Here is an 18,482-nt window from a genome sequence, read left to right as displayed (position 1 = left end):
TTCCTGAAGGATGAAAGATAGAAGTAGAAGAAATTCAGTGTGCAGTTTTGAAGATATGTAAAGAAGACCGTTGTACAGAAATGTATGACGGTTTTTTTGTGTAATAGGAAATTCCTTGGAAGTCCCTATTACACAAAAAGGTACTAACGTGCCAATGATGCGCACGTATGCGTTGACAGAAAACTCATTGTTTTCTGCTTTTTATAGCCGCGGAGGTATCTGGTGTTTTGCACATCTCTTTTTGAGTGCTGTGCTATTTCTGCGTCGTCAGAAAGACTATCTCTTTCTATTTTTGCCAAGATTATATGAGTTCTGAACCCGAAATTTAAGGATGCGTCATGCTGATCATGCAGCGAGAAGACGGTAACATCCGATGAAAAGAATAGATTTTTCGATTTTTTGATAAGTTTTAGAATGAAAATCGACAAGAGGTTATAAAGCCTCTGCCGATTTTCTTTTTTTATAGGAAACAGCAGAAAAGAAGAGCGTGCAGAGCGTAAAAACTCTGGCACGCTTATTTTTTTACAACGAAAGAGAGGTAGACACATGGAAAATTTTATTAAAGAACATGATTACGCAATATTGGTTTATGCAAAAGAGGACACAGCAAAATACACAGCTGCAATTAAAGCGCTGACAGAAACAAAGAAAATGAGCGGCTGGGATAGAGTACAGGGCGTAACAATTCATAAAGATTGCAGGATACCGAGCCTATACCATGGGGAAGATTTAGCAATAGTTATGGAGAGGGACAACGGGAGCGGGCAGTATAGCATAAGAATAATGAGTTGATAAACAGGGCAGCGAAAGTCGCCCGTACAGAAAGGAGCATAGAGAATGGAAAAACGGAAGTATAAGCGCTTGCATTACGAGGATAGACAGACCATAGAGGCTATGAGCAAACAGGGCAGCAGCGTAAAAGATATTGCAGAGGCGCTGGGAACACACAGAGATACGATTTATAGAGAGTTCAAACGCTGCGGGGCTACGCTGGAAACGTACACAGCGGCAGCAGGGCAGCAGGCACTATAAAAAAGGGAAAATAATGAAATTAGAGGACGCATTAAAACAAAATCCATACGATAAAACCAGAGGCAGTAAAGGGGCGTACATAAGATATTTACGTTATACCGTGGACGGGTGGTATAGCAAGAAAAGCGAGGAAATAAGAAAGCAGATAGACTGGGATAAGATAACGAAAGAGAGGTAAAAGAGATATGACAAGAGAGGCACTTAAGAAATTAAATGAAAAGCAAATGAATTACTGTAAAACACTTTCAGCGCTGATTGATAGAGCAAAGATAAAAGGACTTAAAGAAGAGAACGAACGGAACAGAGGAAAACTTAGAGGGTTCTTAGAGTGCATGGAGCAAATGGAATTATTAAGCGGTTACGAAGTGAAAGCATTATATTTATGGTTCATATCTGGAAATAGAGGAGAATAATAGGCGGCAGCAGTCGCCACCAGTGCCGTTAGTTCAGTTGGTTAGAGCAGCCGCCTCATAAGCGGCAAGTCGTGGGTTCAAGTCCCACACGGCGCATTGTGTAGCAGGCATGGCGAGCCTGCGGCAGAGGGCAGCAGGCTAATAGCTGCAATCTGTATACCGTGGAAAAATAGCGGCGGTCATACCAGCCAGAAAGTATGTGGACAGTCAACAGGTTTTCAGCTGCTTTTTAATGCGAAAAGCAGCCCGCACGGTAAAACCAAACGCCAGAACAGGAGAGCGGCACACATGGAAAGACAGAGAGCGCCGCCGAAAGGAAGAGAGGCAGAGAATGGCAGCAGAGGCATTGATAGTAGAGGACGCATACCAGAGAGGCTATGCAGATGCCATAGCAGATATGCGAAAGAAAAAAGAGCAGAGGCGGCAGCGGGAGCAGGCAAAGAAAGCCCGCCGCTGGTATTTCATTAAGCAGAAAGCCTACGGGCTTGCAATGCTGGCAGTTACCGTGCTGGCGGCATGGGCGACAGAGGGCGACATAACAATAGCGGTTATTACCGTACCGCTGGGGCTTATGTGCCTTTTCAGTAAAAAAATGCTGATAGTAGACAACTACTATTTTGCTACAGAAGAGAGGGCAATACATGGACGAAAAAACAATACAGCGTATTAAAAAGCTGCAAGCACTGGCAGAGCGGGGCGTAGGCGGCGAGAAAACGACAGCGCAAAAGAAACTTGCAAAGCTGCTTAAGGATAACGGTATAAATTCCTTAGACGAACTGCAAAAGGAAGAGTATGAATATACGATATTTTCCTACAACGGAAAGCACGAAATAAAACTGCTGCGGCAGTGTATGTATAAGGTCATGGGTGCTAAATCTGACAGAACAGCATACAAGCCATACGGACGGCGGCAGAAAATCGGCATATATTGCACGAAAGCGCAGAAAATCGAAATAGAGTTAGAGTTTGAATTTTACAGAAACGTATTTTATGAGGAATTAAGTACATTTATGGACGCTTTCATACAGGCACAGAAGATTTTCCCAGAAGATGCACCAGTAGGAGACTACGACGAATTTAACGAAAGAGATATGAAAATAGCGTTTATGGCTACGGGGATAGAACGGCGTAGCAGGGCTGCAATGATAGAGGAAAGCGAGGCGGGAAATGAGAAAACGAAAACGACAGGCAGTTAAGAAACTGATACAGTGCGCAGCCGTTATAGCGGCAGGCGTGCTGGCAATCATTTTGTTTATGCTGGCTATCTGGTACAGAGGAAAGAACAGCGAGCCAGTAACAGACGAACAGGTAGCAGCGCAGATGCAGCAGGCAGAGCCGCTGGTTATTGAAACACCAGAGGCAGCCACAGAGGGCAGTATAAGAGTATACGACTATGACGGCTGCTGTATTTATTCCTACTACGGCAAAATTCGGATAAACAGCGACGGTAAGGACGGCAAGGAAATTGACGTAGAGGCATTAGGCTATTTAGAGGGCTACCAAGAACATAAAGAGGAAAGCGGGGCGGGAGAATGAGCCACAGATATTACAGCCCTTTACGCCCGTTATCGCTGGGAACATTTCCAAAGCCGCAGGGAAACGAGATTTTACATATAGAAAATTTTGAGGAACGGCAGAACGTACCAGAGATAGCACGGCAGGCGTGGGGATACATTGAGTACAAAGAGGCGCTTACAGAAATAGAAGCGGCAGCTTATGAGCTGATACCGTCAAACTGCATTTCTGAAATGGAAAACTTAGAGGCAAGGAGATAAAGGCAATGAGCGAGGTATATATACGCAGCCAGAATAAAGAAAAGCTGTATAGACTGGGCGGTAATTACGCCTGCGTAGAGTATGGAGAGTACGAGGACATAAAGAAAAAGAGAGGCGGCGCAGAGGCAGACAAAAAGCGCCACGTAATTTGCATAAGTGACGGGTGTTTAGAAGAAATTGGAGAGTATGCCACAAAAGAGCGCTGCTTAGAGGTGCTGGACGAGATACAGAAAGCGTGCGTAAGCTATCTGTTTACGGCTGGCGGTGCAGCCGTAATAAGGGGCGGCATGGACGTACAGCCGTTTGCAGCAGTAATACCGAGGCTGTACGAAATGCCAGAGAAGTAGGAGAGGCAGACAGTGACAGTAAAGGAATTTATAGGCACGCTGGAGAGTTCAGACCGCCTGCGCATTATCGAGGGCAAAGCAGAGGTTTACGTAGGGTATCTGGCAGCGTTCAAACCGTTTGCAGACCATGAGATAAGCGAGGAATACCGAAAATACAGCGGGCATGAGGTAAAGAAGTTTAGAGCAGTGCCGGAGATAACGCACAGACGCTGGAAAGAGCTGGGGCTTATGAAACCATTAGAGCCAGACCAGACAGCACAGTATAAGTTTAGTGATTTGCAGATGTCGCTTTACTACACCATTTACATATAAGAAAGGAAAGGGCAGGAAGTATGACAAAGAAAAAGCCGGATTTTTTACGGGATTTAGATACTGCAATCATGGACGAGCTTACAGGTGGCGGTATCAAGGGAAATGCAGCGGGACTGGTAGGAACGCTTACACAGATTAAGGAAATTAAGCAGCTATGCGGGCTGCCGTTTTGCGGTTATATGGCAAAGTTGGAAACGGTAAGACCAAGCGGCGTGCCGGACGAGGTAACGGTAGTATTTGCAGAGGACGTACCATACAGGGCTTGCAACGGCATAGAATTTGACGTTATGCAGGAATTTGTAGAGGGCAGCAGGCTTTTACTGACAGGTAAGGTGCAGACGCTTAAGGACTTCCAGAGCGGTAGACTGCTGGTATATATTCTGGCAGATTTTGTGGCGGTATCGGAAAAGGCAGTAGAGCAGGACGAGGCAGCAGTAAGAGGCGTTATAGCGAATAAGCCAACATACAGAGAAACACCGAGAGGCAAGCGCATTACTGATATTACGGTAAAGGTAAGAAATGAGCTTACAGGCGGCAGCTGCTTTTTACCGTGCATCTGCTGGCAGGAACAGGCAGACGAGGCGGCGCAGTGGCAGCAGGGCGACACTGTAGAGCTGCTGGGACGGTATCAGAGCCGCCAGTATGAAAAGGTGCTTGATGCAGCCACAGGAGAAAGAGAACAGCGCACAGCTTATGAGGTATCGGTACGGCTGATTAGAAGAAAGGAAGAGGCAGAAAATGAGTGTTGAACATATCGGCAAGGGCTATGTAAAAATCTGCGTGAGAGAGGAAGAGTTAGAGAACAGCATAGCTGGGCTTAGCCAGTTAAAACCTATTTTGCAAACGCAAGTAATGAAAGGGAACGGAAGAAACACAAAGCAGGGGATTATTGACGCAGCAGAGCTGGGAAAACATTTTGATACAGCGATAGATGCAATGACTATGCTTTTGGCTGGGTTTAAGGAAGAAAGCGAGGCACAGAATGAAGAGTAAAACAATTTTAGGAGCAGACGGCGCAACAAAAATGCGGCAGATTACAGTAGGGATACACGGAAAGGGCGGCGAGGCAGGCATAAAGGCAATACAGCAGCTTGCAGGCATGGTGGACAGCTTAAAGCAGTGCCAGACACCACAGGAAGTATACGACAGATATTTACAGATTACGGGGTACTGTAAATGCTGCGTTGATTGTAATTTTATAGACCAAAAGGGAGCAGACGAGCTGATGTGCTTAGCAGCATATCTGGCAGGAAATGAACAGGCACGGGCAGAGGTACAACAGAAAGCGGGTAAAAAGGCATGAGAAAGGTTTATATATGCAGCCCATACAGGGCGAAAGACGGCGCAGAGCTGGACAGAAACATAGATTATGCGCAGCAGCTGACACGGCAGGCGTTAGAGGCGGGCTTAGCACCCATTACGCCGCATTTATATATGACGCAGTGCATGGACGATAAAAAGCCGGAAGAGCGGGCAAGGGGCATGGCTGCGGGGCTTGCGCTGCTGAAAGGCTGCGATTTTGTTATTGCTGGTGTGAAATACGGCATAACAGAGGGAATGGACAGAGAAATACATACAGCAAATATGCTGGGAATTGCGGTTATAGATGCAAACCAGATTAAACGGCATCTGGAATATGAGGAAAAGCGACAGGAGCGGGTAGCGAGCGACTACGCAAAGCTGCATAAGTGCAAGCATTGTTACGAGTGTAGATTATGTAGCCTTATGGGGTATAAGAACTGCTGTACCGCCAGCGCTTGCACAGCTGCATATAAACGGGCTTATGAGTATGCCTTAAGCCGCATAAGAGAGTGGCAGAAAACATGAAAAATAAAAGCGCCTACGGTGGGGAAACACCATAGGCGCTAAGCTATACAGCTTTGAAATACTATAAAAATTATAAGCTATGTATGGCGCAAAGTCAAGAAATTTAACGGGCAGGCAGCCCGTTTTAACACTTGATAAAAGTATTAACGAACCGACAGAGAGGTAGATATATGCCATACGTAGAGAGGGTAACAAAAGCAGGAAATACGATAGAGATAGAGAGGTACTTTACCAGCAGATACAAAAAGAAAGGTATCAGCAGAGGGGATAAGGTAAAGCCAACAAAAGAAGAGCAGGAGAAAGTAAACACCAGACAGGCAGAGAGAAAGTTAAGGATACTCATAAATGCAAACTATGGCTATGGGGACTACCATTTAGTGCTTGACTATATCCGCAGGAAAGGAGAGCCGGACAGAACGCCGGAGCAGATGCGGCAGGACATAGACGTATTTTTGAGGGAGTGCAGAAAGGAGTACAGAAAAGCAGGGTTAGAGTTCAAATACATACACGTTATGGAGATAGGCAAGAAAGGTGCGAGGCATCACCACCTTGTAGTAAATAAAATTGACACAGAGATTTTACAACGCTGCTGGTATAAGGCATACGAGGGGCATAACAGGGTTAAGGTATTCCCACTGGACGATAGCGGCAACTATGCAGAGCTGGCAAGTTATTTAATCAAGTACACAGGAACGCACAAAAAGGGTACTGACGGAGCATTACAGGGCAAGCGCTGGAATTGCAGCAAGAATTTAGTAAGACCAGAACCAGAGTACCGCATAATTTCAGACCGTGAGTATTTCAAGAAAGAGCCAAAAGCAATAAAGGGCTATTACGTGGACAAGAACAGTGTAAGCATGGGGGTACATAGCCCAGAGTATTACGGCTATGGGTATTTAAGATACACCTTAGTAAAAATAACAGATAGGGGGGGCTGAAATGCAGATAATCAAGGGCATTGCCATTGCAGCAGTGTTGATAATAGCTGGACTGCTGGCGCTGATTGTGGCAGCATATCTGGCGTTTAGAATTGCGGCGGCTATTTTTGAACAGCAGGAGAGCTGGAAAGACAGCGGCAGCAGAAAGGGCAGAAAACATGATAGAAAAAATTAAATACTGGTTATTCCAGAAAGGCGAGGACTGTAAGCGCTGCTGCCTACGGTGCAGATACTACGATATATGCCGCTGGGACGTACTGGGAAATGCAGGACTACAAAGCGAGGAAACAATAACGCTTTTGGCGATAGAGAACAGCAAGCCGCATAAGGACGGGCTACTTTTTAGAATTTGCCAGTATGTAGAATTTAAGCAGAAAGCGAGGCGAGAAAATGAGAAACTTTAGACTGGACGACGAAAGCGGGCATCAAGAGGCATTATTTAGCTGGGCTGCATACAGAACAGGGCTTATGCCGGAACTGCAATATATGTATCATGTGCCAAACGGCGGCAAACGTGATGCAGCAACAGCGGTGGCGCTTAAGAGGCAGGGCGTAAAGGCTGGTGTGCCGGATATTATGCTACCAGCTGCAAGGGCTGGGTATCACGGGCTTTACATAGAGCTTAAGGCGGGCAAGAACACGACGACCAAGAAACAGAAAGAGTGGTTAGAGTATCTACGGCAGCAGGGCTATTATACCGCCGTCTGCTACGGCTGGCAGCCAGCAGCGCAGTTGATAGAGCAGTATTTATTACATTCAGACGAGCTTACAAAAGAACAGGAAACAGTAACCATGCGTTAGAGGCGAACGCAGGAAAGAGAGGCAAAGAATGAAAACAATAAGCATTTTGAATTTAAAGGGTGGCGTAGCCAAGACCTTTACAGCGGCAAACATGGCGTATGAGATTTACAGGAGAGGTTACAGGGTGCTACTGATTGACAATGATAAGCAAGGGAATTTAAGCAAGGCGTATAGCAGATACGACGCAGAGAACGTAGCACCAGTTACAAGGTTGCTGGCTGGGGACTGGCAGGGAGCAACAGAGCTGATACAGAATACAAATTACGTAGGGCAGCAGTGCTGCATAGATATTGTTACGTCGAATATGTCACTTTTTGGGGCTACGTGGAATTTGACAAAAGAGGACAGCGAGAACCAGACAGAACGCTATAAGAGATTTGCAGACATTATGGGCGGCTTTTATGATTACTGTATCATTGATAACCCGCCGGATATTGGGCTTAATGTCATAAATGCGCTTGCAATCACGGACGAGGTAATAGTACCCGTAAAGGTGGACGAGGACGCTTTAGAGGGGCTGGACATTGTGACAGAGCAGATAGAGGACGCAAAGGCATTTAACCCAGCATTAAAGCTGGCAGGCGTACTGATTACGTCATACCAGAACACAGACGGCGAGGCAGCAGGCGTAGAGTGGCTGGAACAAAAGACAGATTTTAATATTTTGGGTATTATTCGGTATTCCAAGAAAGTAGCAGAAAATACTTTCATGCGTAAGCCGATTTATGAGTATAGCCCATGCTGCGGAGCGGCGCAGGGGTACAAGAAATTTGTAACAGCGTATACAGGGAAAGCGAGGTAGTGGGTATGGATAAAGAAAAACGGTTTTGCCCGTTCAAAAGCAGTATGCTGGTAGACTACAGGAACGGTGCAAGGAATGTGCGTAATTTGTTTGTAAGATGCAGCGGCAGTAAGTGCATGGCATATAAAAACGGCGGTTGCTTAAGACTGGGAACAGAAACAGAGAAGAAAGCGAGGTAGAGAATATGGCAAAGTTTGGTATTAACGATATTTTGAACGCAAAGACAAAAGCAGCGGGGCAGCAGGCACAGACAGAGGGATACAAAGAGATTTATTTAAGCCCTTACGAGGTAAAGGCAGCGCAGGAGAATACGCACCAGAAATTAGAGAACATAGAAGAACTGGCAGACAGCTTTTTACACGTAGGACAGGAACAGCCTACAGTATTGGCGAGAGTAAACGGGGAATACCGTATAATCGACGGACACAGACGTAATGCGGCAAATATTTTGAACTTAGAGCGGGGGCATAAGGAGTATGAGAAAGTGCTTTACCGCTTTATGGATATGAGCGAGGCAATGTATGAGCTGCGCTTATTGGCTGGCAACGGATATACGCAGGAACTTACAGCCTATGAAAAAACCAGATTAGTAGAGCGCACCAAAGCTGCACTTATCAGAGCCAAGGAAGAGGACGGCTTAGAGATACAAGGCAAAATGCGTGATTTAGTGGCGGCTATGATAAACGAAAGCAGCACAAACGTAGCCAGAATGGACGCAATCAACAACAACGCAACGCCGGAGATTAAAGAGCAGCTGAAAGAGGGCAATTTAGGTATCACTGCTGCATACGAGGCAGCAAAGCTGGACGAGGACGAGCAGAAAGAAATAGCGGAAAAAGCAGCAGCAGGCGAAAATGTGAGGGCAAAGGAAATAGCGGAAAAGGTAGCAGAGAAAAAGGCAGGGGACGATTACGAAACACCGCACCCAGAAAGCATAACGTCTTTGTGCTATTCCTGCCAGAAATACAAGGACTGCAACGTAAAAACGGGAACGTGCCAGAGATGCGACCAGTACATAAACAAGGCAGAGGCTGAAAAGACGGACGAACAGCGGTACAGCGAAGAACAGGACGCTATAGACCGCCAGACAAAGAAGAAATTGCAGGAGCGGGCAGACGCAGAAAAAATGGAGCATCTGCCAAGCGAGGGAGACACAGAGCATAAACAGCATGAATTAAAGATAGTGGCATCTGATTACGAGGACGTAATAAGCGGGAAAAAGAGCTTTGAGCTGCGGAAGAATGACAGAGGATACAAACAGGGCGACAGCCTTAAAATGCTGGAATTTAAGGACGGTAAGCACACAGGGCGCACGATTGATGCAGATATTATTTATATGCTGGAAGATTATACAGGGCTTACAGAGGGCTACTGTATTCTGGGTATCAGAGTAACAGACTATACGGGTAAGGTGTCCGAAACGGACACGGAAAGCGGGGCAGAACATGAATAGACGGCAGCGGAAAAAGAAGAAAGCACAGGTATTTACAATTATTCTGGGCTGTACGGCGTTTTGCAAGGCAGAGCAATACGAGAAGATGCGGAAAAGCGTAGAATATCAGTTACGAACAGGCAGCGTGGTTATGCTGCCTGCATACTTGCACGTAGAGGCAATCATAAAACAGCGAGGCGGCAGAAATATTGAGATTAAGCAGGAAAACGGGGTAGTAAATGTTTGAGTATATGGACGGCATAGTAGATGCAGTGGAAGAAATTGGACAGGCAGCAGTAGACGTAGCAGTATTTGTGACGATATGCACAGCAAAAGCGGTGTTGATAATAACAGCGCCAGTATGGATATTGCCGTATGTGATATGGAGAAAGGGGCGTAAGCAGTGAAATACAGACAGTGGAAAAAGAACTATAAGAAAAAGCATGGAGTAAACCCGCCGTTAGAGCTGGACAAGCGAAAACAGCGCAGGCTTGCAAGAAAAATGGCAAGACAGGTAAATAAAACCTTGCCAACAGCAGCAGAAACATTGGCGGCAGCTATTAACCGCTGGGCGCAGAGTATAAAGCCAGCACTGGCGGCATTATGTGAGAACGTAGCAGCGGCGTTTAGCAATATGGCAGCAGGATTGAGAGAAGAAAGCGAGGCGGTAGAAAATGACTAATATTTTACTGGGAATTATAGCACTGGAATTGCTGGCTATATTTTCAAAGCTGGACAAACTGGAAGAGAGGGGCAGAGAGAATGAATAACGTATCACTTACAGGGCGGCTTACAAGAGAGCCAGAGCTTAGATATGGCGGGCAGGACAATAGCACAGCTATTACCCGCTTTACGCTTGCGGTAGACGACGGGAAAGATACAGATTTTATAAATATTAAGTGTTTCGGACGTACTGCGGAATGGGCGCAGAAATGGTTAAGCAAAGGCAGCAGGGCAGAGGTTACTGGTAAGATTAAAACAGGCAGCTACGAGAGCCAGCGCACGGGCAGTAAGGTATATTACACAGAGGTTGTGGCAAATAGCGTAGGATTTGGAGAGAGTAAAGCAGAGGCAGAGGCGAGAGGGCAGCAGCTGCCGGAGAGTGACGGGTTTATGAATATCCCAGAGGGAGCAGACGAAGAGCTACCGTTTAATTAACAGAAAGCGAGGTACAGAACATGGAGCAGGAAGAAACAAAGACAACAGCGGCGGCAGGGGTAGAAATGCCGCCAGAGGCTGAAAGCTGGGTACAACTGCATGAAAGCGAATTAACAGAGCTGATGCAGAAACAGGCAAAGGCTGCAATAACGGAACTGAAACGGCAGGAAAAGCAGGAGAGGAAGAAAGAGAAATACCACAACACTTTTACGCTTATGAAATGTTACCGTGATATGGCTTTTCATATCGAGAACGCAATAAGCGACGGGCAGCAGTTAGAACTTAAAGGCATGACGGACGAGCAGCAGCGTACATACTTAGAGAGTATCAGACGCACACGCTTTAAGACATTGATAATGACAGCACATATAGACAAAGCGGTAGAAGAGATAGAGCGCCGCAGAGAGGCAGCAGGCAGAGGTGTAGAGTACAAGGCTTTTGAAATGTATTTCATGCAGGGCATGGACTATGCGGAAATTGCAGAGGAACTGGATACAGGAAAGAACACACCGAGGCGCTGGGTTACGGGCATCATAAACGAGCTGTCAGTATTATTGTGGGGGATTGACGAAGAGAGGGTAAAGTAAGTGTTTGAAAAAATAAAAGCATGGATAAAAAGAAAGCGGGAAACAGCGAGAGAACAGCAGGCGGCAGACAGGTTGATAAAGCATATAGAGCAGGCGTTAGGATTTGAGCTTTACGAGTGGCAGAGGTTATATATAATAACTGGGATATGGCAGCCGCCAGAGGGACGGCTACACGGAAGAACGACAGCATATATATTGCGGCTATTATTAGACCAGAGTAAGCCACTGCTGCTATATGAGTTTTCACAGGTGGCAGCGTATGCGGATAACCCATTTATGGGGCGGCAATATCAGCCAGTACCCATGCAGTATGCAGGCTGGTTTAGACACGAGATAAGGAGTATATACGAGCAGCTAAGAGCAGCAGGCGTGCCAGTAAGAGAAATGATAACAGAGCAGCAGCGGGTAATATCGTGGTAAAAACGTGGTGTTTACATGGGAAAACAAAAGAGATACAATGGTAGCATGAAATGAGTAGGCGATAGCTTAAGCCATGTGCGGCAGCAGTTGCCTACTCTTTTTCTATTCATTCTTTAGCCTCCACCCAGCGCATGAAACTTAGGGCGCTGGGGAATGAAGAAAGAGAGGGGACAGTATGAAAGCATGGGCTAAGAGTTTTTATTTATCAGCGGCATGGGAAAAAACCAGAGCCGCTTATTTAATGTCACAAGATTATATTTGTGAACGCTGCGGGCAGCCCGCAAAGATAGTGCATCATAAGCGCTGGCTTAACAGAGAGAACATAAACGACATAAGCGTTACGTTGTGCTGGGATAACTTAGAGGCGTTGTGCCAAGACTGCCACAACAAGGAACACCACAAACAGGAGAGGCATAAGCGGTATCAGTTCGACGAGAACGGCGGCATACTCCCCCCATATCAGAAAAATAATTAAAGGGGGCGAATACCGAGGGGGATACCCTAAAATTACCCTACGGGCGTGCGCACGGGTGGTGTAGGGGGTGTGGTGCGGCGCAGGAATGGAAAGCGGGGTAAAGGAATGGCAACAAAGAAAGAGAAAACCAAAGAACAGAGGATAAAGACCGAAAAGACCAGACTTAAGGGTATTTTCAAGGACTTAGACGAAAACAAAAGAAAATTAGTAACGCCGCTGATAGAAAAGGCTGCATTTATGAGCGTTGAGCTGGACGACTTGCAGGCGAAACTTGAAAAAGACGGCTGGACGAGTGAGTACCAGAACGGGCAGAACCAGTGGGGGACAAAGAAAAGCCCAGAGGCAGAAACTTACATAGCGCTTAGTAAGAACTATGCAGCAGTGATTAAGCAGCTTACGGAATTAGTACCAGCTGCGAAACGAAAGACAAGCAGGCTGGCAGCTTTGCGGGAAGAGTAAGCAATATTGCCGCCTTATCGAAACTATATCTATGAGTACCACGCAAAGATTACAAGCGGCGAAATCATAGCGGGAAAATGGATAAAGAAAATATACGAAATCATTATAAACGGGCTGCAAAAGCAGGAGTATTTTTTTAATGCGAAGGCTGCAAATAAGGCTATACGGTTCATAGAGAACTTTTGCCACCACAGCAAGGGGCGTAATGATTTAATCAAGTTGGAGCTATGGCAGAAAGCCATAGTTTCTGTTATTTTTGGCATACAAGACGCAGAAAAAATACGTATTTTCCGTGAAATTTTTATTGTAATTGGAAGAAAAAACGGAAAAAGTTTATTTGCATCTGCGATTATTGCATATATGGCGTACTTAGAGCCGGAGTATGGACAAGAAATATACTGCTTAGCGCCGAAATTAGACCAAGCGGCGCTGGTGTATGACGGATTTTATCAAATGGTACAGGCAGAGGACGAGTTAGCGGAGCTGGCAAAGAAACGGCGCAGCGATATTTATATTGCGGAGAGCAACACGGTAATAAAACCGATTGCTTTTAACGCCAAGAAGTCAGACGGATTTAACCCGCAGCTTGTGGTATGTGATGAAATGGCAGCATGGAGCGGGGACGCTGGACTAAAGCAGTATGAGGTTATGAAATCCGCTTTAGGCGCACGTACTCAACCTATGATATTGAGCATAAGCACTGCCGGATATATCAACGACAGTATTTATGATGAACTAATGAAACGTAGCACAAGTTTCTTAAAAGGAAACAGCAAAGAGCGCAGGCTATTACCATTCCTTTACATGATTGATGATGTGGAGAAGTGGAACGACATAGACGAACTGAAAAAGGCTAACCCTAACATGGGTGTATCCGTAAAAGAAAGTTTCTTTATGGACGAGATAGCCGTAGCAGAGGGCAGCTTAAGTAAAAAAGCAGAGTTCCTTACAAAGTATTGCAATATTAAGCAGAACAGCTCTATTGCATGGCTGGAATATCAGACAGTAGAGAACGCCGGAGTAGAAAAGACCTTAGAGGACTTTAGGGACTGCTACGCAGTGGGCGGTATTGACTTAAGCCAGACAACGGACTTAACGGCAGCAAGTGTGGTTATTCAGAAAGACGGCACGCTGTATGCGTTTACGCAGTTCTTTATGCCACGGGGCAGGCTGGAATACTTACAGGCTACGGACGGTGTGCCGTATGACATATTTGTTAAAAAGGGGCTGATAACCTTAAGCGGCGAGAATTACGTAGACTACCACGACGTTTACGGCTGGTTTACTATGCTGCTGGAAGATTACGGCATACGACCTTTGAAAATCGGCTACGACAGATACAGCGCCCAGTACCTTATTACCGATATGGCAAATTATGGCTTTCACATGGACGACGTTTACCAAGGCGAAAACCTTACACCAGTTATACGGGAGTTTGAGGGCATCATAAAAGACGGCGATTTTAAGATTGCCGACAACAATTTACTAAAGACACATTTCTTAAATGTTGCGCTTAAGCACAACATGGAAACAAGAAAATTCAGACCTATAAAAATCGAGCAGCGGGCGCATATCGACGGCTTTGTATCTGTCATAGATGCAATGACCGTGCGGCAGAAATACTGGGAAGAGTGCGGCGAGCTGCTTAAAAATGCCGCATAGAAAGGAGTGTAAACGGCATGAAATTTTTAGACTATCTTTTCCATGGCAAAGAATTAAAAGCCATAGGTAATTATTTCAAAATGCTGAACGGATACAGCCCGACGTTTACCAGCTTTAGCGGCGGCGTGTATGAAATGGATTTAACCAGAACGGCTATAAATAATTTTGCTACACATTGCAGCAAACTAAAGCCGGAGATAGAGGGCAGCGCCCTTAAATCGCTGGAAAAGACATTGCAGCATAAACCCAACTACTTCATGGATACAACAAAATTTATAAAGCGTCTGGCAACGTATGTAGCGGTGGAACACACCGCTTTTATTATACCTATCGAGGACGAATACGGGCGCTTATGTGGCTGGTATCCGCTGCGGGCTGAACGCTGCGAGGTGGTAGAGAGTGAGGGGCAATTATATTTACGGTATCTGTTTGCAAATGGCAGCTATGGCGCTATTGAGTTTGAGCGTGTAGGCATTATGACAGACTTTGAATATAAAGACGACCTTTTCGGAGAGGACAACAGCACACTTGCACCAACTATGCAGCTGATACATACGCAGAATGAGGGAATTATAAACGCTGTAAAAAATTCTGCAAATATCCGTTTTCTGGCAAAGGTGGCAAATATGCTGAAACCAGAGGATATAAAGAAAGAGCGGAAACGCTTTACAGAGGATAACTTAAGCGCTGACAACGATAGCGGCATGATTATTTATGATAACAAGTTTAGTGAACTGAAACAGGTAGAAAGCAAACCGTATACACCAAACGCATTGCAGATGCAGCACATACAGGAAAATGTATGTACGCATTTTGGTACAAATATGGATATTCTGCAAAATAAATTCGATGAAAATGCGTGGAACGCTTACTACGAGGGGAAAATAGAACCGTTTGCAATACAGCTATCGCTTGTTATGACAAATATGAGCTTTACAGAGAGAGAAAGAGCCTGCGGCAATGCTATTTTCTTTTCTGCAAACCGCCTACAATACGCCAGCAACGCCACAAAGTTAAGCGTAAGCACACAGCTTTTTGACCGTGCGTTACTGAACAGAAACGGCGTAATGGATATATGGAACATGGCACACGTTGAGGACGGGGAAAAGTATTATATCCGAAAGGAATATACAGAGGTAAGCGAGCTGCACAAAGGAAGTGAGCAGCCAGTTATCATACAGCAAGTACAACAGCAGACAGAACCAGCAGCAGGAGAAGAGCCGCAGAACGGACAGGAAGAGAAAGAGGGTGTAAATAATGCCAGTTAAGAAAGAGCGGGAATATAGAACGCTGGTAGCGCCTCTGGTAGCGAAGAGTTCCGGCGAAAAGCGTATACAGTCGGAGTGCTACGTAGAGGGCTACGCCACTACATTTAATGCGCCATACCTTTTATATGAGTTTGAGGACGGCACAAAGATTTACGAAAGAATAGATGCACACGCATTAGACAGCGCAGACATGAGCGACGTTATTATGCAGTACGACCATGAGGGCAGAGTATTTGCCAGACAGTCAAATAATACGCTGATTTTAGAGCCGGACGTAAAGGGGCTTTTTGTGGCAGCAGACTTAAGCCGGACAGACTTAGCCCGTGGGCTGTATCAGGACATAAGCGCAGGAATGATTACTAAAATGTCATGGGCGTTTACAGTGGCAGAGGAAAGTTACGACAGAGAAACACATACAAGAACAATTTTGAAAATCAAAAAGGTTTATGATGTATCAGCCGTGAGTATTCCGGCAAATAACGATACTGAAATAAGCGCCCGTGCTTTTGCGAGTAGGAGTTACGAGCGGGAGCGGCAGGAGTTGCTTAAGAGGCGGGCAGCAATACTAAAGATTAAGGCGAGCTTATAAAAACCAAAACAAAAAGGAGAACACAGACTATGAGATTAAAGGAAATTGAGGCAAGATTAGCCGAAATCAAAGAAGAGCTTAACACCAGAGCAGCGGAGCTTACGGACGAGGAAATTACAAAACTGGAAACAGAGGTAACAGACTTGCAGGAAGAGCGCACTACTTTACTGACAGCGGCAGAGAAACGTAAAAAGCTGCTTGAAAGAATTGCAGCAGGAGAGCCGACAGGTGGAGCGGGAGCAGATACCACGCTGCTTAGAAATTTCAAGGGAGCAGGCGGCGCAGGAGCAGGAGAACCAGAGGACAAATACGACACTACGGCATACAGAAAAGCGTTTATGAATTATGTATGCAGAGGCGTTGCTATTCCGGCAGAGTACAGAGCAGCTGAAACCACCACCACAGCAGACAGCGGCGCTGTAATTCCGACAACTATTATGAATGAAATTATCCAGAAACTGGAAAGCTACGGCAGCATTTATGCAAAGGTGCGTAAGATTAACGTACAGGGCGGCGTTTCCATTCCGATTGCAGACTTAAAGCCTACTGCACACTGGATTACAGAGGCAAAGAGCAGCGACGACCAGAAAGCATCTGCTAAAAATTCCGTAACTTTCAATTATTACGGTTTGGAGTGCAAAATTTCCCAGAGCATTTTAGCGAATGTAGTAACGCTGAAAATGTTTACTGATTTGTTTGTACCTATGGCAACAGAGGCAATGGTAAAGGCTATTGAAATTGCCATTTTCAACGGTACAGGCGAGGGGCAGCCGCTGGGCGTTCTGAAAGACAACAGGGTAACAGCTGTAATTACTCTGACACCGGAAGAGTACGCAAGCTGGAACGGCTGGCATAAGGTAAAAGGCAAAATGAAAAAGGCGTACAGAAACGGCAGCTTTGTTATGAACCAGTCCACTTTTGATACTGGCATTGACGGTATGGAAGATAAGAACGGGCAGCCTATTGGACGCACAAACTACGGCGTAAACGGAGAGGAAACATACCGTTTCATGGGTAAGAATGTGGAAACTGTAGAGGACGACGTTTTACCGAGCTGGGACGACGCAAACGAGGGCGACGTAATCGCAGTATTTATGAATTTCTCTGATTACGTTATCAATACCAACATGGAAATGCAGGTAGTGAAGTGGACAGACCACGACAACAACAAGATTAAGAATAAGTGCTTAATGGTAGTGGACGGCAAAGTAGCTGACGCTGCGGGCATTATCTTAGTTAAAAAGGGCGTAACAGCAGTGTAAGAAAGCGAGGTAGAGCATGAAAGGATACTTAGACGCAAAAGAGCTGGAAAGCTATAAGAAAGAGGATTTGCAGGAACTGGCAAAGCAGCTGGGCGTAGATGCAGAGGGAACAAAGAAAGAAATTGCTGCACGCTGCGCAGCCGTCGAGGTAGATATACCAGACAACAGCGAGCTTACGGAAGAGGACAAAAAAGTAGCAGCCGAGGCAGCGGCAGAGGCAGCAGCCAAAGCCGAAGAGGAAAAGGCAGCGGCAGAGGCAGCAGCTAAAGTCGAAGAGGAAAAGGCAGCGGCAGAGGCAGCAGCTAAAGTCGAAGAGGAAAAGGCAGCGGCAGAGGTAGCAGCCAAAGCCGAAGAGGAAAAGGCGGCGGCAGAGGCAGCAGCTAAAGACGAAGAGGAAAAGAAAGCAGCAGGGCTGGTAAAAGTAAAAGCACAGCGTCGTTTCCTTGACAAGGAATTAAACCAGATTAAGGATACTGGGGACGTTTACACCGTAAGCAGAGAACGTGCAGCAGTTCTGAAAGAGGCAGGCGTAGCAGAAGTAGCAGAGTAAGAAAGAGGGTGCGGGCTATGGCAGCATATACCACTACATTAACCGAGAAGATGCGGGCGGCGCTGCGTATCAGCAGCACCAGTGAGAAAATCACAGAAGAAATAAACGACTGTATAGCCGCCTGCAAAATGGATTTGCAGGACGTAGGCGTAAAGAAACTGGACGAAACAGACGCACTGATTATTAGGGCAATTACCTTATACTGCAAGGCAGAGTTTGGCTATTCCGATAAATCAGAGCAGTTTTGGAAGTCTTACGAGTGCTTGAAAACTCATTTAAGCCTATCCAGCGAATACACAGGCGGCGAAACGCCGGACAATATAGACGACGAGGTAAACGAGGACGATATTAAGAACTTATTCGGATAGGAGAA

Annotated in this window: 32 protein-coding genes and 1 tRNA gene; all 33 read left to right on the top strand. The window is 45.8% G+C overall.

Annotation, left to right across the window (positions count from 1 at the left end):
* Positions 1–546 precede the first annotated feature (546 nt).
* On the top strand, positions 547–792 hold the full coding sequence (locus tag DWZ45_RS08630; protein ID WP_118019547.1) for a hypothetical protein: 246 nt from the start codon (positions 547–549) through the stop codon (positions 790–792).
* A gap of 45 nt (positions 793–837) precedes the next feature.
* Positions 838–1,032, top strand: a complete 195-nt coding sequence (locus tag DWZ45_RS08625; protein WP_055272340.1) for a helix-turn-helix domain-containing protein — start codon at positions 838–840, stop codon at positions 1,030–1,032.
* A 185-nt stretch (positions 1,033–1,217) separates the two neighbouring features.
* Positions 1,218–1,445: a hypothetical protein gene (locus DWZ45_RS08620; protein WP_003023421.1), complete on the top strand. Its 228-nt coding sequence runs from the start codon at positions 1,218–1,220 to the stop codon at positions 1,443–1,445.
* 22 nt (positions 1,446–1,467) lie between these two features.
* Positions 1,468–1,541 (top strand) — tRNA-Ile (locus tag DWZ45_RS08615).
* Positions 1,542–1,776: 235 nt separating this feature from the next.
* Positions 1,777–2,115: a hypothetical protein gene (locus DWZ45_RS08610; RefSeq protein ID WP_002591241.1), complete on the top strand. Its 339-nt coding sequence runs from the start codon at positions 1,777–1,779 to the stop codon at positions 2,113–2,115.
* Positions 2,087–2,641 (top strand): hypothetical protein, encoded by a 555-nt coding sequence (locus DWZ45_RS08605; RefSeq protein ID WP_002591242.1) that lies wholly within the window; start codon positions 2,087–2,089, stop codon positions 2,639–2,641. The genes DWZ45_RS08610 and DWZ45_RS08605 overlap by 29 nt, the downstream gene beginning before the upstream one ends.
* Positions 2,613–2,981 (top strand): hypothetical protein, encoded by a 369-nt coding sequence (locus tag DWZ45_RS08600; protein ID WP_055272338.1) that lies wholly within the window; start codon positions 2,613–2,615, stop codon positions 2,979–2,981. The genes DWZ45_RS08605 and DWZ45_RS08600 overlap by 29 nt, the downstream gene beginning before the upstream one ends.
* Positions 2,978–3,220: a hypothetical protein gene (locus DWZ45_RS08595; protein ID WP_022279748.1), complete on the top strand. Its 243-nt coding sequence runs from the start codon at positions 2,978–2,980 to the stop codon at positions 3,218–3,220. Before DWZ45_RS08600 ends, DWZ45_RS08595 begins: the two co-directional genes overlap by 4 nt.
* A gap of 5 nt (positions 3,221–3,225) precedes the next feature.
* A complete protein-coding gene (locus DWZ45_RS08590; protein ID WP_002591245.1) occupies positions 3,226–3,567 on the top strand; it encodes a hypothetical protein in 342 nt (113 codons plus the stop codon).
* 12 nt (positions 3,568–3,579) lie between these two features.
* Positions 3,580–3,879 carry a hypothetical protein gene (locus DWZ45_RS08585; RefSeq protein ID WP_002591246.1) on the top strand — a complete coding sequence of 100 codons (300 nt, stop codon included), beginning with the start codon at positions 3,580–3,582 and terminating at the stop codon, positions 3,877–3,879.
* 20 nt (positions 3,880–3,899) lie between these two features.
* Positions 3,900–4,628 carry a single-stranded DNA-binding protein gene (locus DWZ45_RS08580; RefSeq protein ID WP_055056137.1) on the top strand — a complete coding sequence of 243 codons (729 nt, stop codon included), beginning with the start codon at positions 3,900–3,902 and terminating at the stop codon, positions 4,626–4,628.
* On the top strand, positions 4,618–4,872 hold the full coding sequence (locus tag DWZ45_RS08575) for a toxin PIN (protein ID WP_118019550.1): 255 nt from the start codon (positions 4,618–4,620) through the stop codon (positions 4,870–4,872). Before DWZ45_RS08580 ends, DWZ45_RS08575 begins: the two co-directional genes overlap by 11 nt.
* The gene (locus tag DWZ45_RS08570; protein ID WP_118084897.1) at positions 4,862–5,182 is read left to right on the top strand and encodes a hypothetical protein; all 321 of its coding nucleotides are present in this window, start codon (positions 4,862–4,864) and stop codon (positions 5,180–5,182) included. Before DWZ45_RS08575 ends, DWZ45_RS08570 begins: the two co-directional genes overlap by 11 nt.
* Positions 5,179–5,706, top strand: coding sequence for a hypothetical protein (locus DWZ45_RS08565; RefSeq protein WP_055214527.1), 528 nt, complete (start codon positions 5,179–5,181; stop codon positions 5,704–5,706). The genes DWZ45_RS08570 and DWZ45_RS08565 overlap by 4 nt, the downstream gene beginning before the upstream one ends.
* Before the next feature lie 170 nt (positions 5,707–5,876).
* The gene (locus tag DWZ45_RS08560) at positions 5,877–6,644 is read left to right on the top strand and encodes a hypothetical protein (protein WP_055214529.1); all 768 of its coding nucleotides are present in this window, start codon (positions 5,877–5,879) and stop codon (positions 6,642–6,644) included.
* A 1-nt stretch (position 6,645) separates the two neighbouring features.
* A complete protein-coding gene (locus tag DWZ45_RS08555) occupies positions 6,646–6,819 on the top strand; it encodes a hypothetical protein (RefSeq protein ID WP_003023394.1) in 174 nt (57 codons plus the stop codon).
* A gap of 215 nt (positions 6,820–7,034) precedes the next feature.
* Entirely contained in the window at positions 7,035–7,445 is a 411-nt protein-coding gene (locus tag DWZ45_RS08545) for a VRR-NUC domain-containing protein (RefSeq protein ID WP_055056142.1), read from the top strand.
* A gap of 28 nt (positions 7,446–7,473) precedes the next feature.
* A complete protein-coding gene (locus DWZ45_RS08540) occupies positions 7,474–8,247 on the top strand; it encodes a ParA family protein (protein WP_118084899.1) in 774 nt (257 codons plus the stop codon).
* Between the two features lie 184 nt (positions 8,248–8,431).
* The gene (locus DWZ45_RS08530; protein WP_118084900.1) at positions 8,432–9,700 is read left to right on the top strand and encodes a DUF3850 domain-containing protein; all 1,269 of its coding nucleotides are present in this window, start codon (positions 8,432–8,434) and stop codon (positions 9,698–9,700) included.
* Positions 9,693–9,926 carry a hypothetical protein gene (locus DWZ45_RS08525; protein WP_002591257.1) on the top strand — a complete coding sequence of 78 codons (234 nt, stop codon included), beginning with the start codon at positions 9,693–9,695 and terminating at the stop codon, positions 9,924–9,926. Before DWZ45_RS08530 ends, DWZ45_RS08525 begins: the two co-directional genes overlap by 8 nt.
* Complete coding sequence (locus DWZ45_RS14500; protein WP_172594737.1) at positions 9,919–10,086, top strand: hypothetical protein; 168 nt, start codon at positions 9,919–9,921, stop codon at positions 10,084–10,086. The genes DWZ45_RS08525 and DWZ45_RS14500 overlap by 8 nt, the downstream gene beginning before the upstream one ends.
* Complete coding sequence (locus tag DWZ45_RS08520) at positions 10,083–10,361, top strand: DNA-binding protein (protein ID WP_118084901.1); 279 nt, start codon at positions 10,083–10,085, stop codon at positions 10,359–10,361. The genes DWZ45_RS14500 and DWZ45_RS08520 overlap by 4 nt, the downstream gene beginning before the upstream one ends.
* Before the next feature lie 80 nt (positions 10,362–10,441).
* Positions 10,442–10,837: a single-stranded DNA-binding protein gene (locus DWZ45_RS08515; RefSeq protein ID WP_002591261.1), complete on the top strand. Its 396-nt coding sequence runs from the start codon at positions 10,442–10,444 to the stop codon at positions 10,835–10,837.
* A 20-nt stretch (positions 10,838–10,857) separates the two neighbouring features.
* Positions 10,858–11,424: a hypothetical protein gene (locus DWZ45_RS08510; protein ID WP_009297812.1), complete on the top strand. Its 567-nt coding sequence runs from the start codon at positions 10,858–10,860 to the stop codon at positions 11,422–11,424.
* Entirely contained in the window at positions 11,425–11,844 is a 420-nt protein-coding gene (locus DWZ45_RS08505; RefSeq protein ID WP_055272326.1) for a hypothetical protein, read from the top strand.
* Between the two features lie 175 nt (positions 11,845–12,019).
* The gene (locus DWZ45_RS08500; RefSeq protein ID WP_055056147.1) at positions 12,020–12,319 is read left to right on the top strand and encodes an HNH endonuclease signature motif containing protein; all 300 of its coding nucleotides are present in this window, start codon (positions 12,020–12,022) and stop codon (positions 12,317–12,319) included.
* Between the two features lie 105 nt (positions 12,320–12,424).
* On the top strand, positions 12,425–12,778 hold the full coding sequence (locus DWZ45_RS08495) for a hypothetical protein (RefSeq protein ID WP_154253358.1): 354 nt from the start codon (positions 12,425–12,427) through the stop codon (positions 12,776–12,778).
* A 6-nt stretch (positions 12,779–12,784) separates the two neighbouring features.
* A complete protein-coding gene (locus DWZ45_RS08490; protein ID WP_002591266.1) occupies positions 12,785–14,440 on the top strand; it encodes a terminase large subunit in 1,656 nt (551 codons plus the stop codon).
* Between the two features lie 17 nt (positions 14,441–14,457).
* Positions 14,458–15,708, top strand: a complete 1,251-nt coding sequence (locus DWZ45_RS08485) for a phage portal protein (protein ID WP_118084902.1) — start codon at positions 14,458–14,460, stop codon at positions 15,706–15,708.
* Positions 15,698–16,297: an HK97 family phage prohead protease gene (locus DWZ45_RS08480; RefSeq protein ID WP_118084903.1), complete on the top strand. Its 600-nt coding sequence runs from the start codon at positions 15,698–15,700 to the stop codon at positions 16,295–16,297. Before DWZ45_RS08485 ends, DWZ45_RS08480 begins: the two co-directional genes overlap by 11 nt.
* 29 nt (positions 16,298–16,326) lie before the next feature.
* Positions 16,327–17,559: a phage major capsid protein gene (locus DWZ45_RS08475; RefSeq protein WP_118019558.1), complete on the top strand. Its 1,233-nt coding sequence runs from the start codon at positions 16,327–16,329 to the stop codon at positions 17,557–17,559.
* Positions 17,560–17,575: 16 nt separating this feature from the next.
* On the top strand, positions 17,576–18,109 hold the full coding sequence (locus DWZ45_RS08470) for a hypothetical protein (RefSeq protein ID WP_118084904.1): 534 nt from the start codon (positions 17,576–17,578) through the stop codon (positions 18,107–18,109).
* Between the two features lie 17 nt (positions 18,110–18,126).
* Complete coding sequence (locus DWZ45_RS08465; protein ID WP_118019560.1) at positions 18,127–18,477, top strand: DNA-packaging protein; 351 nt, start codon at positions 18,127–18,129, stop codon at positions 18,475–18,477.
* Positions 18,478–18,482 lie beyond the last annotated feature (5 nt).

The organism is Clostridium sp. AF32-7AC (assembly GCF_003477925.1).
In the GTDB taxonomy this organism is placed as follows: domain Bacteria; phylum Bacillota; class Clostridia; order Lachnospirales; family Lachnospiraceae; genus Otoolea; species Otoolea fessa.
The sequence above is the reverse complement of the archived record's forward strand: the minus strand, read 5'-3'. Positions and strand labels throughout refer to the sequence as shown.

Coding starts and splice junctions, on each gene's coding strand:
- DWZ45_RS08630 (WP_118019547.1), top strand. CDS start 547: ATGGAAAATTTTATTAAAGAACATGATTACGCAATATTGGTTTATGCA.
- DWZ45_RS08625 (WP_055272340.1), top strand. CDS start 838: ATGGAAAAACGGAAGTATAAGCGCTTGCATTACGAGGATAGACAGACC.
- DWZ45_RS08620 (WP_003023421.1), top strand. CDS start 1,218: ATGACAAGAGAGGCACTTAAGAAATTAAATGAAAAGCAAATGAATTAC.
- DWZ45_RS08610 (WP_002591241.1), top strand. CDS start 1,777: ATGGCAGCAGAGGCATTGATAGTAGAGGACGCATACCAGAGAGGCTAT.
- DWZ45_RS08605 (WP_002591242.1), top strand. CDS start 2,087: ATGGACGAAAAAACAATACAGCGTATTAAAAAGCTGCAAGCACTGGCA.
- DWZ45_RS08600 (WP_055272338.1), top strand. CDS start 2,613: ATGAGAAAACGAAAACGACAGGCAGTTAAGAAACTGATACAGTGCGCA.
- DWZ45_RS08595 (WP_022279748.1), top strand. CDS start 2,978: ATGAGCCACAGATATTACAGCCCTTTACGCCCGTTATCGCTGGGAACA.
- DWZ45_RS08590 (WP_002591245.1), top strand. CDS start 3,226: ATGAGCGAGGTATATATACGCAGCCAGAATAAAGAAAAGCTGTATAGA.
- DWZ45_RS08580 (WP_055056137.1), top strand. CDS start 3,900: ATGACAAAGAAAAAGCCGGATTTTTTACGGGATTTAGATACTGCAATC.
- DWZ45_RS08575 (WP_118019550.1), top strand. CDS start 4,618: ATGAGTGTTGAACATATCGGCAAGGGCTATGTAAAAATCTGCGTGAGA.
- DWZ45_RS08570 (WP_118084897.1), top strand. CDS start 4,862: ATGAAGAGTAAAACAATTTTAGGAGCAGACGGCGCAACAAAAATGCGG.
- DWZ45_RS08565 (WP_055214527.1), top strand. CDS start 5,179: ATGAGAAAGGTTTATATATGCAGCCCATACAGGGCGAAAGACGGCGCA.
- DWZ45_RS08560 (WP_055214529.1), top strand. CDS start 5,877: ATGCCATACGTAGAGAGGGTAACAAAAGCAGGAAATACGATAGAGATA.
- DWZ45_RS08555 (WP_003023394.1), top strand. CDS start 6,646: ATGCAGATAATCAAGGGCATTGCCATTGCAGCAGTGTTGATAATAGCT.
- DWZ45_RS08545 (WP_055056142.1), top strand. CDS start 7,035: ATGAGAAACTTTAGACTGGACGACGAAAGCGGGCATCAAGAGGCATTA.
- DWZ45_RS08540 (WP_118084899.1), top strand. CDS start 7,474: ATGAAAACAATAAGCATTTTGAATTTAAAGGGTGGCGTAGCCAAGACC.
- DWZ45_RS08530 (WP_118084900.1), top strand. CDS start 8,432: ATGGCAAAGTTTGGTATTAACGATATTTTGAACGCAAAGACAAAAGCA.
- DWZ45_RS08525 (WP_002591257.1), top strand. CDS start 9,693: ATGAATAGACGGCAGCGGAAAAAGAAGAAAGCACAGGTATTTACAATT.
- DWZ45_RS14500 (WP_172594737.1), top strand. CDS start 9,919: ATGTTTGAGTATATGGACGGCATAGTAGATGCAGTGGAAGAAATTGGA.
- DWZ45_RS08515 (WP_002591261.1), top strand. CDS start 10,442: ATGAATAACGTATCACTTACAGGGCGGCTTACAAGAGAGCCAGAGCTT.
- DWZ45_RS08510 (WP_009297812.1), top strand. CDS start 10,858: ATGGAGCAGGAAGAAACAAAGACAACAGCGGCGGCAGGGGTAGAAATG.
- DWZ45_RS08500 (WP_055056147.1), top strand. CDS start 12,020: ATGAAAGCATGGGCTAAGAGTTTTTATTTATCAGCGGCATGGGAAAAA.
- DWZ45_RS08495 (WP_154253358.1), top strand. CDS start 12,425: ATGGCAACAAAGAAAGAGAAAACCAAAGAACAGAGGATAAAGACCGAA.
- DWZ45_RS08485 (WP_118084902.1), top strand. CDS start 14,458: ATGAAATTTTTAGACTATCTTTTCCATGGCAAAGAATTAAAAGCCATA.
- DWZ45_RS08480 (WP_118084903.1), top strand. CDS start 15,698: ATGCCAGTTAAGAAAGAGCGGGAATATAGAACGCTGGTAGCGCCTCTG.
- DWZ45_RS08475 (WP_118019558.1), top strand. CDS start 16,327: ATGAGATTAAAGGAAATTGAGGCAAGATTAGCCGAAATCAAAGAAGAG.
- DWZ45_RS08470 (WP_118084904.1), top strand. CDS start 17,576: ATGAAAGGATACTTAGACGCAAAAGAGCTGGAAAGCTATAAGAAAGAG.
- DWZ45_RS08465 (WP_118019560.1), top strand. CDS start 18,127: ATGGCAGCATATACCACTACATTAACCGAGAAGATGCGGGCGGCGCTG.